A 14,506-nucleotide genomic window follows, 5' to 3' on the forward strand; every position below is an offset into this window, starting at 1 on the left:
CGCCCGGTTACATTCCGAACCCGGAAGCTAAGCCTTTCAGCGCCGATGGTACTGCAGGGGGGACCCTGTGGGAGAGTAGGACGCCGCCGAACAATTCTTCAGGACCCCTGGTCCCAGCGTTCACGCTGGGACCAGGGGTCCTTTTGTTTTTTGCTTGACTTTTTCCGATGCGCGGCAGAGTGCCGGCTGCGCGAGAATGACTGCAGTACCCGAAGACAGGAGTCACGCCGATGTCCACCAACTCTCCCGATGACCGTCCGGAGCGCGAACCGCGACGCAGGGACGGTGCCGGCGGTGACCGGGGCGGCTTCCGTGGACCGCGCCGGGACGACAACCGTGGTGACAACCGTGGCGGCGGTGGTTTCCGTCGTGATGACCGTGGCGGTGACAACCGCGGTGGTGGCTTTCGTCGCGATGACAACCGTGGCGGCGACAGCCGCGGTGGTGACACGCGTGGCGGTGGCGGTTTCCGTCGCGATGACAACCGTGGCGGCGACAGCCGCGGTGGTGACACGCGCGGTGGTGGCGGTTTCCGTCGCGATGACCGTGGTGGCGACAATCGCGGCGGTGGTGGCTTCCGTCGTGACGACCGTGGCGGCGACAACCGCGGCGGCGGGTTCCGCCGTGACGAGCGGCCTTCGTTCCCGCGTGATGATCGCGGTGGTGACAACCGTGGTGGTGGCTTCCGCCGTGATGATCGTGGTGGCGACAGCCGCGGCGGTGGCGGGTTCCGTCGTGACGACCGTGGTGGCGACAGCCGTGGTGGTGGCTTCCGTCGCGATGAGCGTCGCGATGAGCGGCCCTCGTCGTTCCGTCGCGACGACCGTCCCTCCTTCCCGCGTGATGATCGCGGCGGTGACAACCGTGGTGGTGGCTTCCGTCGCGATGACCGTGGTGGCGACAGCCGCGGTGGTGGTTTCCGTCGCGATGACCGTGGTGGCGACAGCCGCGGTGGTGGTGGCTTCCGTCGTGACGACCGTGGTGGTGACAACCGTGGCGGCGGCTTCCGCCGTGACGAGCGGCCTTCGTTCCCGCGTGACGACCGTGGCGGTGACAACCGTGGCGGCGGCTTCCGCCGTGACGAGCGGCCTTCGTTCCCGCGTGACGACCGCGGCGGCGACAACCGTGGTGGTGGCTTCCGCCGTGACGACCGTGGTGGTGACAACCGCGGTGGTGGTTTCCGTCGTGACGACCGTGGCGGCGACAGCCGTGGCGGTGGTGGCGGGTTCCGCCGCGATGACCGTGGTGGCGACAACCGTGGCGGCGGTGGCTTCCGTCGCGATGAGCGTCGTGACGAGCGGCCCTCGTCGTTCCGTCGTGACGACCGGCCTTCGTTCCCCCGTGACGACCGCAGCGGCGGATTCCGTCGCGACGAGCGTCGTGACGACCGTCCCTCCTTCCCGCGTGACGACCGTGGCGGCAGCGGGTTCCGCCGGGACGACCGTGGTGGCGACAGCCGTGGTGGTGGGTTCCGTCGTGACGACCGTGGCGGCGAGCGCGGTGGGTACCGGGGCAGGGACGACCGCGGTGGCTTCGGGCGCCGTGACGACCGTGGGGAGCGGGATCGGAGCGACCGCGCGCCCATCAAGCGGCTGCCGATCCCGCCGGAGGTCACCGGTGAGGAGATCGACCCGGATGTGCGCCAGGAGCTGATGAGCCTGCCCAAGGGGCTGGCCGAGGACGTCTCGCGCAACCTCGTCATGGTCGCCCAGCTGATCGACGAGGACCCGGAGAAGGCCTATGGGTACTCCAGGGTCGCCCTGCGGCTCGCGTCCCGTGTCGCCGCCGTGCGCGAGGCCGCCGGCTTCGCCGCGTACGCGACGCAGAAGTACTCCGAGGCGCTGGCCGAGTTCCGTGCCGCCCGCCGGATGAGCGGTGGCGTCGAGCTGTGGCCCGTCATGGCCGACTGCGAGCGCGGTCTCGGCCGCCCCGAGCGCGCGCTGGCGATGGCCGGTGAGGCCGAGGTGCAGAAGCTGGACAAGGCCGGGCAGGTCGAGATGCGGCTCGTGGCCGCCGGCGCCCGCCGGGACCTGGGGCAGCTCGACGCGGCCATCGTGACGCTCCAGAGCCCCGAGCTGGCCTCCAGTGCCGTTCACCCGTGGACCGCGCGCCTGCGGTACGCGTACGCCGACGCGCTGCTCGCCGCCGGCCGTGAGCGCGAGGCGCGGGAGTGGTTCGCCAAGGCTCTGGAGGCCGACAAGGACGGGGCCACGGACGCCTCGGACCGGCTGGCCGAGATGGACGGTGTCGAGTTCGTCGACGCGTTCGACGACACGGACGAGGAGCCGGACGTCGTCGTCGACGTCGAGGACGACCTTGACGACGACGAGGACGACGACCTCGACGAGGACGACAGTGACGACAGCGTCGGCGACAAGAGCTGACACGGTTGATGTGTGAGTGAGAAGGGCGGCACCCTCCGGGGTGCCGCCCTTCTTTCGTTCTCCGTGGTTCTCAGTCCAGCGCCAGGCTGCGCAGGACCAGGCCAGTCGCCGGCTTCGGGCCGAAGGAGGTCGACTTCCGGGGCATCGTGACCCCCTGCCGGGCGAGGTCCCGTACGACCTCCTCGCGCACCGGGTGCATGAGGACCGCCGTAGCGCCGCGGCGTTCCGCCTGTTCGACCGCCGCCTCCGTGTCGTGGATGTAGCTGATGTCCTCGGAGGCGTCCGGGATGTGCCAGACGTGCTCCAGGAGGGTGGAGTGCAGGACCGTCGCGTCCAGGGTGCGCCAGGCCTCGGGGCGGTCCGTGCGGACCGTGCGGTCGAGCAGGGCGGGGTCCGGCCGGTCGACGAGGTGGAATCCGCCGTCACCGGCCAGGAGGAAGGCGTTTCCCTCCGTCGTGGCGGTCGCGAGGGCTTCCATGGCAGTCGGGAGGGGGCCGTCGATCCGGCGTACCCGGAAGTGGCCGTCGAGGGCCGCCAGGGCGTCGGACAGCGGCAGACGGTTGAGGAGACGGTGGATCGCGCGGACCCGGAGGGGGTAGCGGGCGCTGTCGATGAGGAGGACCAGGCCGTAGTTCCACGGGCCGGGCGAGGGGTGCTCCTCGCGGAGACGGAGGTACGTCGCCCAGCGGTGGTGACCGTCGGCGATGAGGGCCTGGTGGGTGGAGAGGCCGCCCGCGATCGTGGCGAGCTCGGCGGGGTCGGTGACCGACCAGAGGCGGTGGTGGAAGCCGTCCTCCGTGGTGGTGGAGAGCAGCGGTGCGCGCTGGACGGTGCGCTCGATGACCGCGTTCGCGCCGTCCTCCTCCCCGTCCACGTATGTGAGGAGCAGGGGTTCCAGGTTCGCGGCGGTGGTGCGCATCAGGGCGGCGCGGTCCTCGACCACGTGCGGCATGACGTCCTCGTGGGGGAGGACGACTCCCTCCGCCGGGGTGGAGAGCTCCAGGGCGCCGATGATGCCGCGCTGGAGGATGCCGTCTCCGTGCTGCTCGTACACGTAGAGCGCGGGTTCCGGGTCCGGGGCGAGGACGCCGTCCGCGAGCCAGCGGTCGAGGGTGACGGCGGCCTTGCGGTGGCGGGTGCCGGCGGTGATGGCCTGGGGAAGGATCAACCGGACGATGTTGTGCGGATCGGCCGATTCCAGATGGAGCAGTCCGTCAGGTCGTACGACGACGTCGTAGGGCGGAGACGTCACCGCGGCGAGGCTGCCGACCCGTTCGGGGACGTAACGGAGTCCGCGGAACGGGGCCAGGCGCAGCCCGGCGGCGTCGTCGCGGACGTCAGCGGCCGCGTGACCTGAGGTGTTCATCTCGTCATCGTAAGTGGGCGGTGGTCATGAGCGATGATCGGGGGAGCGGGGGAATTTCCACTCGGTGATGCGAGGAGTGTGCGGTGACGGTGCGTAGTGGCCAGGGACAGCAGGGCGGCGGCAGGACGCGGCCGGGCGGGAGCGCGGTGCCGCTGAGCGAGGCGTACGACACGGCGCTCCTGGACCTGGACGGTGTCGTGTACGCGGGCGGGGTGGCCGTTCCGCATGCCGTGGAGGCGCTGGGGACGGCGCGGGCCGGCGGGATGCACCTGGCGTACGTCACCAACAACGCGCTGCGGACGCCCGATGCGGTGGCGGAGCACCTCACGGAGCTCGGGGTGCCGGCGGAGGCCGGGGACGTGGTCACCTCGGCCCAGGCGGTGGCCCGGCTGATCGCCGACGAGGTGCCGGGCGGGTCCCGGGTGCTGGTCATCGGCGGCGAGGGTCTGCGGGTGGCGCTGCGCGAGCGGGGTCTGGTGCCGGTGGAGTCGGCGGAGGACGAGCCGGCGGCGGTCGTGCAGGGGTACGGGGGGCCGGAGCTCCCGTGGGGGCGGTTCGCGGAGGCTGCCTACGCGGTGGCGCGCGGGGTGCCGTGGTACGCGTCGAACACGGACCTGACCATCCCCGGGGAGCGGGGGATCGGGCCGGGGAACGGGGCGGCGGTCGAGGTCGTTCGGATCGCCACGGGCGGCCGGGCGGAGCCGAAGGTCGCGGGGAAGCCGCTGCCGCCGATGCACCGGGAGACGGTGCTGCGAACGGGGGCGCGGCGGCCGCTCGTGGTCGGGGACCGGCTGGACACGGACATCGAGGGCGCGTTCAACGGCGGGGTGGACTCGTTGCTCGTCCTGACCGGGGTGGCCGATGTGGCGCAGCTGCTGGCGGCGGTGCCGGAGCACCGGCCGACGTATGTGGCGGCTGATCTGCGGGGGATGCTCGTGGGGCAGCCGGAGGTCGTCGCCGATGAGGACGGCTTCGTGTGCCGGGGCTGGAGGGCGTCGGTGAGTGGCGGCGCGCTGGTGCTCGACGGGCCGGAGGCGCGTGAGGGTGCGGAGGACGTGATGGACGGGGTGCGGGCCCTGTGCGGGGCGGCCTGGACGGCGGCGGATGCCGTCGGGGCCGTACCGGACGCGGGGAAGGCCCTCGCACGGCTCGGAATGTGAATTGGGTAGGCTAACCTAACTTCATTTGGGCTGAGGTACGGGAGTACGGGCATGGACGGTCGGCAGCAGCGGCTGAGCGCGGAATCGGTCACCCTGGCGTACGAGCAGCGGGTCATCGCCCGCGGGCTGTCCGTCCAGATCCCCGACAACTCCTTCACCGTCATCGTCGGGCCCAACGCCTGTGGCAAGTCCACCCTGCTCCGTGCGCTCTCGCGGATGCTGAAGCCCAGCGAGGGGCGCGTGCTGCTCGACGGGCAGTCGATCCACTCCCTGCCCGCCAAGAAGGTCGCCAGGACCCTCGGCCTGCTGCCCCAGACCTCCGTGGCGCCCGACGGCATCACCGTCGCCGACCTCGTCGCCCGTGGCCGCTACCCCCACCAGGGGCTGCTGCGCCAGTGGTCGCCCGAGGACGAGCGCGTCACACGGGAGTCCATGGAGGCGACCGGCGTCGCCGAGCTGGCCGAGCGGTACGTGGACGAGCTCTCGGGCGGTCAGCGCCAGCGCGTCTGGATCGCCATGGCGCTCGCCCAGCAGACCCCGCTGCTCCTGCTCGACGAGCCGACCACGTACCTCGACATCCAGCACCAGATCGACGTCCTCGACCTCTGTGCCGAGCTGCACGAGACCCAGGGGCGGACCCTTGTCGCGGTGCTGCACGACCTCAACCACGCGGCCCGGTACGCGACCCACCTCATCGCCGTCCGGGACGGCGAGGTGGTCGCCGAGGGCCCGCCGTCCGAGGTCGTGACCGCCGGTCTCGTGGAGCGGGTCTTCGGGCTGCGCTGCCAGGTCATCGACGACCCGGAGACGGGAACGCCGCTCGTCGTACCCGCGGGGCGCAAGGCCCGCGCCCCGCGGCCCGTGGCGTCGCCGGAGGCCGCCTCCCAGGAGCCCGCGCTACAGAAGTGACCGCAGCCGCAGCAGGTCGCGGAAGCCCGCCTCCAGCCTGACCCGGCCCGATGCCCAGGCCTTCGCGAAGTTCAGCCGCCCGTCCACCATCGCCAGCAGGTCGTCGCCGGTCATCGCGAGCCGGATCTGCGCCTTGGCCGGCGGGGGGCCGTCCGCCGTGGACTCCACCAGGATCCGGCCGTCCGCGAGACGGCCGGTGAACGTGGCGTCCAGGTCGGTGATGTGGCAGCTGAGGGTGCGGTCGAGCGCGGCGGCCCCGCGCACGTCGCCGTCCGCCCGCGCGAGGCTGTCCGAGAGTCTGTCCAGTGCCGTGCGGCACTCCGTGATCGTCGCCATCGCCGTCGACCGTACCCCAGGCGTTTCGCGGTAGCGTCGGGAGCATGAACGACGCGCTTCCCGAACCGGAGCCCGCGGCCCCTGCGGCTCCGGCCGATGCCCACGAACCCGCCGCGCCGGCGCCGCTCGGGGTCGGGCGGGAGCTCACCGGGCACCTCGGCGTCGACGCCCACCTGGAGCGTCTCGCCGAGGTGGACCACCTCCCGGCGGACGGACACCTGGAGGTGTACGAGGATGTACACCGGGGACTGCGCGCGGAGCTGACCTCGCTCGACGCGCACCCCGCCCCTCGTCCGTACGACAACAGGAGCTGAACCCACCGTGGCAGGAGTGGCACGCCGACGTCTCGACGCCGAGCTGGTCCGGCGCAAGCTCGCGCGCTCGCGCGAGCACGCCGGCCAGCTGATCGCCGCGGGCCGGGTGACCGTCGGCAAGACCGTCGCCACCAAGTCCGCCACCCAGGTCGAGACCGCCGCGGCCATCGTCGTCGTCCAGGACGACTCCGACCCCGACTACGTCTCGCGCGGCGGCCACAAGCTCGCCGGGGCCCTCGCCGCCTTCGTCCCCCTGGGGCTGCGGGTGGAGGGCCGGCGCGCCCTGGACGCCGGAGCCTCCACCGGCGGCTTCACCGACGTCCTGCTGCGCGCGGGCGCAGCCCACGTCATGGCCGTCGACGTCGGCTACGGACAGCTCGCCTGGTCACTGCAGAGCGACGAGCGCGTGACCGTGAAGGACCGCACGAACGTGCGAGAGTTGACACTCGACGCGATCGACGGCGTCCCGGTCGACCTCGTCGTCGGCGACCTCTCCTTCATCCCGCTCGGCCTCGTCCTGCCTGCCCTGGTCGCGTGCACGGCGCCCGGCGCGGACCTCGTGCTGATGGTGAAGCCGCAGTTCGAGGTGGGCAAGGAGCGGCTAGGCGCGGGCGGAGTCGTCCGCTCCGCCGAACTCCGCGCGGACGCCGTGAAGAACGTGGCCCGGCGGGCCGCCGAACTCGGGCTCGGTGTCCTGGGCGTCACCGCCAGCCCGCTGCCCGGCCCCTCGGGCAACGTCGAGTACTTTCTGTGGCTGCGGGCAGGCGCGCCCGCGCTGGATCCGGCGGATGTCGAACGCGCCGTGGCGGAAGGACCTCGTTGAGCTCAACGGCAGCAGCACCAGAGACAGCACCACGTACCGTCTTCCTGCTCGCGCACACCGGCCGGCCGGCCGCCGTGCGCAGCGCCGAACTGGTCGTACTCGGCCTGCTGCGCTGTGGCATCGGCGTCCGGGTCCTGGAGGCCGAGGCCGCCGACCTGCCGCTGCCGCCGTCCGTCGAGAAGGTCCCCGAGGCCTGCTCCGACGCCCTCGAGGGCTGTGAACTCCTCGTCGTCCTCGGCGGCGACGGCACCCTGCTGCGCGGTGCCGAGTTCTCCCGCGCCTCCGGCGTCCCGATGCTCGGGGTCAACCTGGGCCGTGTCGGCTTCCTCGCGGAGGCCGAGCGCGACGACCTCGACAAGGTCGTCGACCGGGTGGTGACGAAGGCGTACGAGGTCGAGGAGCGGATGACCCTCGACGTCGCCGTCTACGAGAACGGCGACGTCCTGTACCGCGACTGGGCCCTCAACGAGGCCGCCGTGCAGAAGGTCTCCCCGGAGCGGATGCTGGAGGTCGTCCTCGCGATCGACGGGCGTCCGGTGACCGGCTTCGGCTGCGACGGGGTGATCTGCGCGACACCCACGGGATCCACCGCGTACGCCTTCTCGGCCGGCGGGCCCGTGGTGTGGCCGGAGGTCGAGGCGCTCCTCATGGTCCCGATCGGCGCCCACGCACTCTTCGCCAAGCCGCTGATCACCACCCCCCAGTCGGTTCTCGCCGTCGAGGTCGAGCCGCACACCCCGCACGGCGTGCTGTGGTGCGACGGGCGGCGGACGGTGGAACTCCCGGCGGGGGCGCGGGTCGAGGTGCGACGGGGCGCCGTGCCGGTCCGGCTCGCCCGGCTCCACCACGCCTCCTTCACGGACCGGCTCGTCGCCAAGTTCGCCCTCCCCGTCTCCGGCTGGCGCGGCGCCCCGCACTGACCCCGGCCGGGACGGGACGCCGTCAACGATCGGCGCGCCGGAGGGTGACGTCCGGGGGCGATGTCGCGTCGCGGCAGGGAAACCTCGTATGGTCTGGGGCGTGCTGGAGGAGATGCGGATACGGTCGCTCGGGGTCATCGACGACGCGGTGGTCGAGCTGTCGCCCGGCTTCACCGCGGTGACCGGTGAGACCGGTGCGGGCAAGACCATGGTGGTGACCAGCCTCGGGCTGCTGCTCGGTGGCCGGGCCGACCCGGCCCTGGTGCGGATCGGCGCGGCCTCGGCCGTCGTCGAGGGGCGGATCAGCGTGCCCGCGGGCGCGCCCGCCGCCGTGCGCGCCGTGGAGGCCGGGGCGGAGCTCGACGACGGCGTCCTGCTCGTCAGCCGTACCGTCTCGGCCGAGGGACGCTCTCGGGCCCACCTGGGCGGGCGCTCCGTGCCCGTCGGGCTGCTCGCCGAGCTCGCCGACGAACTCGTCGCCGTCCACGGCCAGACCGACCAGCAGGGGCTGCTCAAGCCCGCCCGGCAGCGCGGCGCGCTCGACCGGTACGCGGGCGAGGCCGTCTCCGTACCGCTCGCCGCCTACGGCGAGGCGTACCGGCGGCTGCGCGCCGTCACCGGAGAACTGGACGAGATCACCACCCGGGCCCGGGAGCGGGCCCAGGAGGCCGATCTGCTGCGGTTCGGGCTCGGCGAGATCGAGGCCGTCGCCCCGCGCGCCGGGGAGGACATCGAACTCGCCGCCGAGGCGGAGCGGCTCGGGCACGCCGAGGCGCTCGCCTCCGCCGCCGCGCTCGCGCACGCCGCGCTCGCGGGCGTGCCCGAGGACCCCGAGTCCGTCGACGCCACGACCCTGGTCGCGGGCGCGGGCCGGGCCCTGGAGGGCGTACGGTCGCACGACCCGGCGCTCGCCGCACTCGCCGACCGGATGGGGGAGATCTCCATCCTGCTCGGCGACGTGGCCACCGAGCTCGCCGGATACGCCGACGACCTGGACGCCGATCCGCTGCGGCTCGCCGCCGTCGAGGAGCGGCGCGCGGCGCTGACGCAGCTCACCCGGAAGTACGGCGAGGACATCGCGGCGGTCCTGGCGTGGGCCGAGGAGAGCGCGGGCCGGCTCGGCGAGCTGGACAGCGACGACGACCGCATCGAGGAACTCACCGCAGAGCGGGACCGGCTGCGCGACGACCTGTCGGTGCTCGCGCGGCGGCTCACCGACGCCCGTACGGAGGCGGCCGACCGGTTCGCCGACGCGGTCACCGCCGAACTGGCCTCGCTCGCCATGCCTCACGCGCGCGTGTCCTTCGACATCCGGCAGACCGAGGACGCGGAAGGCGTCGAGGTCGGCGGCCGCCGGGTCGCGTACGGCCCGTCCGGGGCCGACGAGGTCGAGCTGCTGCTCGCCCCGCACCCCGGTGCCCCGCCGCGGCCCATCGCGAAGGGCGCGTCCGGCGGTGAGCTGTCCCGGGTGATGCTGGCGGTCGAGGTCGTCTTCGCCGGGGTGGATCCCGTGCCGACGTACCTCTTCGACGAGGTCGACGCCGGTGTCGGCGGCAAGGCGGCCGTGGAGATCGGCCGCCGGCTCGCGAAGCTCGCCAGGACCGCTCAGGTCGTGGTCGTCACCCACCTCCCGCAGGTCGCGGCCTTCGCCGACCGCCAGCTGCTCGTCGAGAAGACCAACGACGGGTCCGTGACCCGGTCCGGCGTCACCGTCCTTGAGGGTGAGGAACGGGTACGGGAACTGTCCCGGATGCTCGCCGGCCAGGAGGACTCCGAGACGGCCAGGGCGCATGCGGAGGAGCTGCTCGCGACGGCGCGGGCGGACGGATGACCTGAGGAGCCGGGAACTCGCAGGGCCGGTCTCGGTGGGGCGCCTGCGGGGCCGCGTAGGTCGGACCTCGCGGGATCAGGGGGTGGGCAGGTGTGCCGCCACTCCCTGACCCGGACCCGCTGCGCCGGCGACCCGGCGGCGCGCCACGTCGTACGCCCACGCGTATGTCGAGACCTTCTTCTCCACCGCGAAATGGCGGCCGGTCGCGGAGTCGAGGACGGCGTGGAACTCCTCCATGAGCTCCTCCCAGGCCACGGAGCCGAAGTCCTCCTCGCCCCAGCCGTACAGGGACTTCAGTTCACGCTTCACCGCCGAGAAGAAGGACTGCTCCTCCCGAGGGGGCGAGCCGATGCGCACGCCCTGCTGGCGCAACCACTCCTGAAGCTCCTCCGGCGCGTCCCGCCACTTGTCCGGACTGTCCCGCAGCTCCGCGTAGTCGACCCAGGCCCAGAAGCTCTCCGCGTCGGCCACGTCCGGGGCCTCGGCGTGATGGGCGGGGCACAGAAGGGCGAAGTTTCGCACGTCCAGCGAACCACCGAGCTTCTCCGGGACCACATGCGCCCGCTCGACCTTCTTCCCCCAGCACACCAGACAGGCGGGCTCGTCCATGCCCAGGTACGCGGTGATGGCCTTGAGCGTCGGCTTGGACCTGCGGTCCGCAGGGTTCTTCTCGCGCGGTCGCAGGCCCAGCTTCGCTGCGTCGTAGCCGTACTCGCTGCCGTCGTCCGGATAGCCGATGGTGAGGGCGTCAGGCAGATCGTTGCGCTGCCGGCCGTTGTTGCGGACCCGGATCAGAGGGGTGCTGAGTTCCGTCAGGAACTGCAGCAGGAAGCCCACGCCGAACTCCTTCATCAGCTCCAGGGCGTCGCGGTCGTACCCACCGACCGAGTTCCGGTGACCCTGGATGTCCAGAAACAGCGTGCGGGGCGCCCCGGGCGACCGCTGCTGCGCCATGCGCACGCACTCGAAGATCCGTTGGGCGCAACGCTCGAAGTTCTCGTACACCTTCATGTCGTGGTAGATCGCCACGCCCTTGGGCGCCTTGGACGCCCCTTTGCGGGCCTGCTGCCGTGGCCTCTTCGCCATATCCCCTCCCCTGGTGGTCCGTTGTGGACCCCTCCGGACAGCAGCCTCGCAGAGGGCACTGACAGCGCGGTGAGGCTCGGTGAGCGCACCATGCTCGGCGACACGGGCGCGCACGCGCTCGGCTTCGCCGTCGGCAGTGCCGTCGCCGTCGGGAACGGGCGGCTCGGACTCGCCGCGCACGCGGCCGCGTTGGTCGCCGCCGCGGCCTGGGGGGAGTGCGAGGTCGTCTCGCGCGCTCACCCGAGTGAGTGAACCCGTGGGGTGAGTCCCGGAGCCGTACGCCTCCCGTACAGGGGAACGACGCCGTTTCGGTGCCGGAACGTGCGTACGGTCAGGGTTCCGGGCTGGCATCCTAGGGCGCGTGACACAGCTCCGTACGGTCCAAGTGCTGGGCGGCGACAGCGCGGGCAGCAGCGCTCACGTCCGATCACTTGCCTCGGGGCTCGTGGCGAGGGGCGTGCGGGTGACCGTGTGCGCCCCGGCCGAACTCGACCGCGTCTACGACTATCTGGGCGCCGGCGCGCACTTCGTGCCCCTGCCACGCCTCGGTGACCCCGCGACCGTCACCGCGCTCCGCAATGCCTGCATCGGCGCCGACGTCGTCCACGCGCACGGGCTTCCGGCGTCCGTACGGGCCGCGCTCGCGCTGTCCGGCGGGGGCGGCGGCGGTGGCCGTGCGCCGCTCGTCACGACCTGGGACAGCCGGATCCATGTGGACGGGGCGCGCGGCGGGATGCTGCGACTCCTGGAACGAAGGACCGTTCGGGCCGCGACCGTCGTCCTCGCCACCTCCTCCGAACTCGTCGACCGGGCCCGGCGGCGCGGGGCCCGGGACGCCCGGCTCGCACCCGTCACCGTGCCCGCCGCGCGAGGGCCCGTCTGCCTTCACGACGGCAAGGCCCGCGCCGAACTCGGCGCTGTCGACCGGCCGTTGCTGATGGCGGTCGGCGCGCTCGAACGGGGTCGGGGCTACCGGACGCTGCTCGACGCGGCCCGCGAATGGCGGGAGCTCGACCCGCAGCCGCTTCTCGTCATCGCGGGCGAGGGGTCCGCACGGGCCGTCCTCCAGCGGCGGGTCGCCGAGGAGGATCTGCCGGTGAGGCTGATCGGGCGGCGTGACGACGTGGCGGAGCTGCTCGCCGCGGCGGACGTGGCCGTGCTTCCGTCCCGGTGGGAGGCGCGGTCCCTCCTCGCGCAGGAGGCGCTGCGGCTCGGTGTGCCGCTCGTCGCCACGGCGGTCGGAGGTGTACCGGAACTCGTCGGGGACGCGGCGGAGCTGGTGCCGTACGGGGACGCGCGGGCGCTCGCGGGGGCGGTACGAGGGCTGCTCGAGGACGTGGAGCGGCGTATGGATCTGGCGGCGGCGGGGCGGGTGCAGGCGGGGACCTGGCCCACGGAGGACGAGACCGTGGCGCATGTGCTGAGCGTGTACGACGAGTTGGTGGGGCGGTGAGAACGCCGGGGGCCTGAGCCGCCGCCGGGTGGTTCGTCGGCATTCGTTCCGCCGGGGCGGAACCGGGCGGGGACGAACCGGCCACCGGCCCGTGCGCGGCCTCGGTCCTCGGGGGGCACTGGAGACCGGCCCGTGTGCGGGCTCGGTCCTCGGGGGGACTGGAGACCGGTCCGTCCGAGGGTTCGGTCCTCGGGGCACCGGAGCGCACGGGCGGCGGCGCCCGCCGGGGGCGCTGTCCCGTTGTGCCCCTCCGTCCCTGCCCCCTGGCCCCGCGGTGTCAGGGCGTGTGGCGGCGGGCTCTCAGGGCCAGGGAGAGGGCCAGGACCGTCTGGGGGTCGTCCAGGTCCGTGCCCAGGAGGTCGGAGATGCGGGCCAGGCGGTTGTAGAGGGTCTGACGGTTCAGGTGGAGTTCGCGGGCCGTCTCCGCCTTGCGGCCCGCGTGCGCCAGATACGTCTCCAGGGTCGGCAGGAGCGGCGGGCGGGACGTCCGGTCGTGGTCCCGCAGGGGGCCGATCGCGCGGTCCACGAACGCCGCCAGGTCCGGATGCTCCCGCAGCCGCCACAGCAGCAGGTCGATGTCGAGGCGCCGGGCGTCGTACCAGGGAAGCTCCGAGAGGCCCTGCGCCGCCGTCGCCGTCTCCGCCGCGTGCCGCAGGCCCGCCGATGCCGCCGCCCAGCTGCCCGCGACGCCCACCACGACGACCGGCGGGTGCACCCCGGCGCGTTCCAGGCCGGCCCGCTCCACGCCCGCCCGCAGCGCCGCCGCGACCCGGTCGGCGACCGCCGTGCGCTCCGACTCCGAGCGCAGACCGAGGAGCAACGGCACCCGGCCTTCCACCGGGCGGACGCCCAGGAGGGCCGGGACGCCGACGGAAGCCAGTTCCTCCAGGACCGCCCGGGCGAGCAGCGCCCAGTTGCCCGAGGGGGAGAGCTCCGACGCCAGCCGCATCACCACCGGCAGGAGCGGGCCGTCGCCCGGCTTGAAGCCGAGGACCCGGGCCTGTGCCGGGGCGTCCTCGGCCGTGATCCTGCCCTCGGCCAGGTCGGTGAGGAAGTCGCCCCGGCCGCGCGCGGCCAGTTCCTCCTCCTGGCGCGCCTGCATGAGGACGACCGCGAGGAGACCGGCCGCGCGTTCGGCCGCCATCCGGTGCACGGGGGAGAGGGGGCCGGAGACCGAGAGGAGCACGAGGCGGGCCCGCACCGAGCCCGTACCCGGGCCGCCGCCGGGCACGTCGACGAGGACCGCGCCGGTGGGCGGGCCGGACTCGCGGGCCGCCCGCTGACCGCGCAGCCCGTCCCACACCTGGAGCGGGTCGGCGGGAGCGGACTCGGTGCCCGCCGCGTAGAGCAGCTGTCCGTCGGCGGTCTCAAGGAAGACCGGGTTGGCGGCGAAGTCGGAGAGGATGCGCAGCACCTGCGGGACCCCACCGCCGCCGAGCAGCGCCTCGGTGCACAGCCGGTGGACCTCCTCGGCCTGCCGCTGCAGGGCGTAGTGGCCGTTGACGATCTCGGTGTGGATCTCCTCCGTGACGGCCACGAACGGCACCTCGCGGTGCAGCTGCACCAGGGGCAGTCCGGCCGCCCGCGCGGTCTCCACTATCGTCGCCGGGAGCCGCGCGAACCGGGGGCCCAGTTCGACGACGAGCGCCGCGATGCCCCGGTCCGCGAGCCGGCGGACGAAAGCGCGTTGCTCGGCCGGGCGGGTGCCCAGACCGAGCCCTGTCGTGAGCAGCAGTTCGCCGCCCTTGAGCAGCGACGCGATGTTCGGCACCTCGCCCGCGTGCACCCAGCGCACCGTGCGGTGCAGCCGGTCGGCGCCGGTGACGACCTCCGGGAGCCCGCCGCGAAGCCCCGGGAGTTCGAGCGCTCGCTGCACGGTGATCCCGCCCTGACTGTCCATGGGGCCGGACGCTACCCGCGTCCG

General features: G+C 73.3%; 14 protein-coding genes and 1 rRNA gene. 11 read left to right on the forward strand and 4 right to left on the reverse strand.

Translation table 11 applies throughout. The features are described 5' to 3' along the window. The 3 genes from rrf to ACFVYX_RS18085 form a co-directional block, all read left to right on the forward strand. Window positions 1–92, forward strand: a 5S ribosomal RNA gene (rrf, locus tag ACFVYX_RS18075); the annotation flags it as partial. A gap of 157 nt (window positions 93–249) precedes the next feature. Beyond that, window positions 250–1,653: a hypothetical protein gene (locus ACFVYX_RS18080; protein ID WP_389682609.1), complete on the forward strand. Its 1,404-nt coding sequence runs from the start codon at window positions 250–252 to the stop codon at window positions 1,651–1,653. Further along, complete coding sequence (locus ACFVYX_RS18085) at window positions 1,593–2,384, forward strand: hypothetical protein (protein WP_389682595.1); 792 nt, start codon at window positions 1,593–1,595, stop codon at window positions 2,382–2,384. The genes ACFVYX_RS18080 and ACFVYX_RS18085 overlap by 61 nt, the downstream gene beginning before the upstream one ends. Window positions 2,385–2,454: 70 nt before the next feature. Here ACFVYX_RS18085 and ACFVYX_RS18090 read toward each other — a convergent pair whose 3' ends face one another. Then, a complete protein-coding gene (locus ACFVYX_RS18090; RefSeq protein WP_389682361.1) occupies window positions 2,455–3,750 on the reverse strand; it encodes a DUF1015 domain-containing protein in 1,296 nt (431 codons plus the stop codon). Between the two features lie 83 nt (window positions 3,751–3,833). On the opposite strand from ACFVYX_RS18090, the gene ACFVYX_RS18095 reads away from it, so the two are divergent. Both ACFVYX_RS18095 and ACFVYX_RS18100 read left to right on the forward strand, forming a co-directional pair. Beyond that, window positions 3,834–4,910 (forward strand): HAD-IIA family hydrolase, encoded by a 1,077-nt coding sequence (locus ACFVYX_RS18095; RefSeq protein ID WP_389682362.1) that lies wholly within the window; start codon window positions 3,834–3,836, stop codon window positions 4,908–4,910. 51 nt (window positions 4,911–4,961) lie between these two features. Then, complete coding sequence (locus ACFVYX_RS18100) at window positions 4,962–5,819, forward strand: ABC transporter ATP-binding protein (protein ID WP_389682363.1); 858 nt, start codon at window positions 4,962–4,964, stop codon at window positions 5,817–5,819. Here the strand turns inward: ACFVYX_RS18100 and ACFVYX_RS18105 are convergent. Continuing rightward, complete coding sequence (locus ACFVYX_RS18105) at window positions 5,808–6,155, reverse strand: SCP2 sterol-binding domain-containing protein (RefSeq protein WP_389682364.1); 348 nt, start codon at window positions 6,153–6,155, stop codon at window positions 5,808–5,810. The genes ACFVYX_RS18100 and ACFVYX_RS18105 overlap by 12 nt on opposite strands. Window positions 6,156–6,199: 44 nt before the next feature. Between ACFVYX_RS18105 and ACFVYX_RS18110 the strand changes: the two genes are divergently transcribed. The 4 genes from ACFVYX_RS18110 to recN all read left to right on the forward strand — a co-directional run bounded on the left by ACFVYX_RS18110 (window position 6,200) and on the right by recN (window position 10,043). After that, window positions 6,200–6,469: a hypothetical protein gene (locus tag ACFVYX_RS18110; protein WP_389682365.1), complete on the forward strand. Its 270-nt coding sequence runs from the start codon at window positions 6,200–6,202 to the stop codon at window positions 6,467–6,469. 7 nt (window positions 6,470–6,476) lie between these two features. After that, window positions 6,477–7,292 carry a TlyA family RNA methyltransferase gene (locus ACFVYX_RS18115; protein ID WP_389682366.1) on the forward strand — a complete coding sequence of 272 codons (816 nt, stop codon included), beginning with the start codon at window positions 6,477–6,479 and terminating at the stop codon, window positions 7,290–7,292. Beyond that, on the forward strand, window positions 7,289–8,212 hold the full coding sequence (locus tag ACFVYX_RS18120) for an NAD kinase (protein ID WP_389682367.1): 924 nt from the start codon (window positions 7,289–7,291) through the stop codon (window positions 8,210–8,212). Before ACFVYX_RS18115 ends, ACFVYX_RS18120 begins: the two co-directional genes overlap by 4 nt. Before the next feature lie 88 nt (window positions 8,213–8,300). Then, the gene (gene recN, locus ACFVYX_RS18125) at window positions 8,301–10,043 is read left to right on the forward strand and encodes a DNA repair protein RecN (RefSeq protein ID WP_389682368.1); all 1,743 of its coding nucleotides are present in this window, start codon (window positions 8,301–8,303) and stop codon (window positions 10,041–10,043) included. Window positions 10,044–10,118: 75 nt separating this feature from the next. On the opposite strand, the gene ACFVYX_RS18130 is transcribed toward recN, so the two are convergent. Further along, complete coding sequence (locus tag ACFVYX_RS18130) at window positions 10,119–11,129, reverse strand: HNH endonuclease (protein ID WP_389682369.1); 1,011 nt, start codon at window positions 11,127–11,129, stop codon at window positions 10,119–10,121. A 69-nt stretch (window positions 11,130–11,198) separates the two neighbouring features. Here ACFVYX_RS18130 and ACFVYX_RS18135 point away from each other — a divergent pair, with 69 nt between their 5' ends. Both ACFVYX_RS18135 and ACFVYX_RS18140 read left to right on the forward strand, forming a co-directional pair. Next, window positions 11,199–11,381 (forward strand): hypothetical protein, encoded by a 183-nt coding sequence (locus ACFVYX_RS18135; protein WP_389682370.1) that lies wholly within the window; start codon window positions 11,199–11,201, stop codon window positions 11,379–11,381. A gap of 109 nt (window positions 11,382–11,490) precedes the next feature. Next, the gene (locus ACFVYX_RS18140) at window positions 11,491–12,582 is read left to right on the forward strand and encodes a glycosyltransferase family 4 protein (protein ID WP_389682371.1); all 1,092 of its coding nucleotides are present in this window, start codon (window positions 11,491–11,493) and stop codon (window positions 12,580–12,582) included. A 277-nt stretch (window positions 12,583–12,859) separates the two neighbouring features. Here ACFVYX_RS18140 and ACFVYX_RS18145 read toward each other — a convergent pair whose 3' ends face one another. Continuing rightward, the gene (locus ACFVYX_RS18145; protein WP_389682372.1) at window positions 12,860–14,482 is read right to left on the reverse strand and encodes a PucR family transcriptional regulator; all 1,623 of its coding nucleotides are present in this window, start codon (window positions 14,480–14,482) and stop codon (window positions 12,860–12,862) included. Between the last annotated feature and the right edge of the window lie 24 nt (window positions 14,483–14,506).

The organism is Streptomyces sp. NPDC058326 (assembly GCF_042879855.1).
Classification (GTDB): Bacteria; Actinomycetota; Actinomycetes; order Streptomycetales; family Streptomycetaceae; genus Streptomyces.

Excerpts from the sequence above, each read along its gene's own strand:
- ACFVYX_RS18080 (WP_389682609.1), top strand. The coding sequence starts at position 250 with ATGACCGTCCGGAGCGCGAACCGCGACGCAGGGACGGTGCCGGCGGTG.
- ACFVYX_RS18090 (WP_389682361.1), bottom strand. The coding sequence starts at position 3,750 with ATGAACACCTCAGGTCACGCGGCCGCTGACGTCCGCGACGACGCCGCC.
- ACFVYX_RS18100 (WP_389682363.1), top strand. The coding sequence starts at position 4,962 with ATGGACGGTCGGCAGCAGCGGCTGAGCGCGGAATCGGTCACCCTGGCG.
- ACFVYX_RS18105 (WP_389682364.1), bottom strand. The coding sequence starts at position 6,155 with ATGGCGACGATCACGGAGTGCCGCACGGCACTGGACAGACTCTCGGAC.
- ACFVYX_RS18110 (WP_389682365.1), top strand. The coding sequence starts at position 6,200 with ATGAACGACGCGCTTCCCGAACCGGAGCCCGCGGCCCCTGCGGCTCCG.
- recN (WP_389682368.1), top strand. The coding sequence starts at position 8,301 with ATGGTCTGGGGCGTGCTGGAGGAGATGCGGATACGGTCGCTCGGGGTC.
- ACFVYX_RS18130 (WP_389682369.1), bottom strand. The coding sequence starts at position 11,129 with ATGGCGAAGAGGCCACGGCAGCAGGCCCGCAAAGGGGCGTCCAAGGCG.
- ACFVYX_RS18145 (WP_389682372.1), bottom strand. The coding sequence starts at position 14,482 with ATGGACAGTCAGGGCGGGATCACCGTGCAGCGAGCGCTCGAACTCCCG.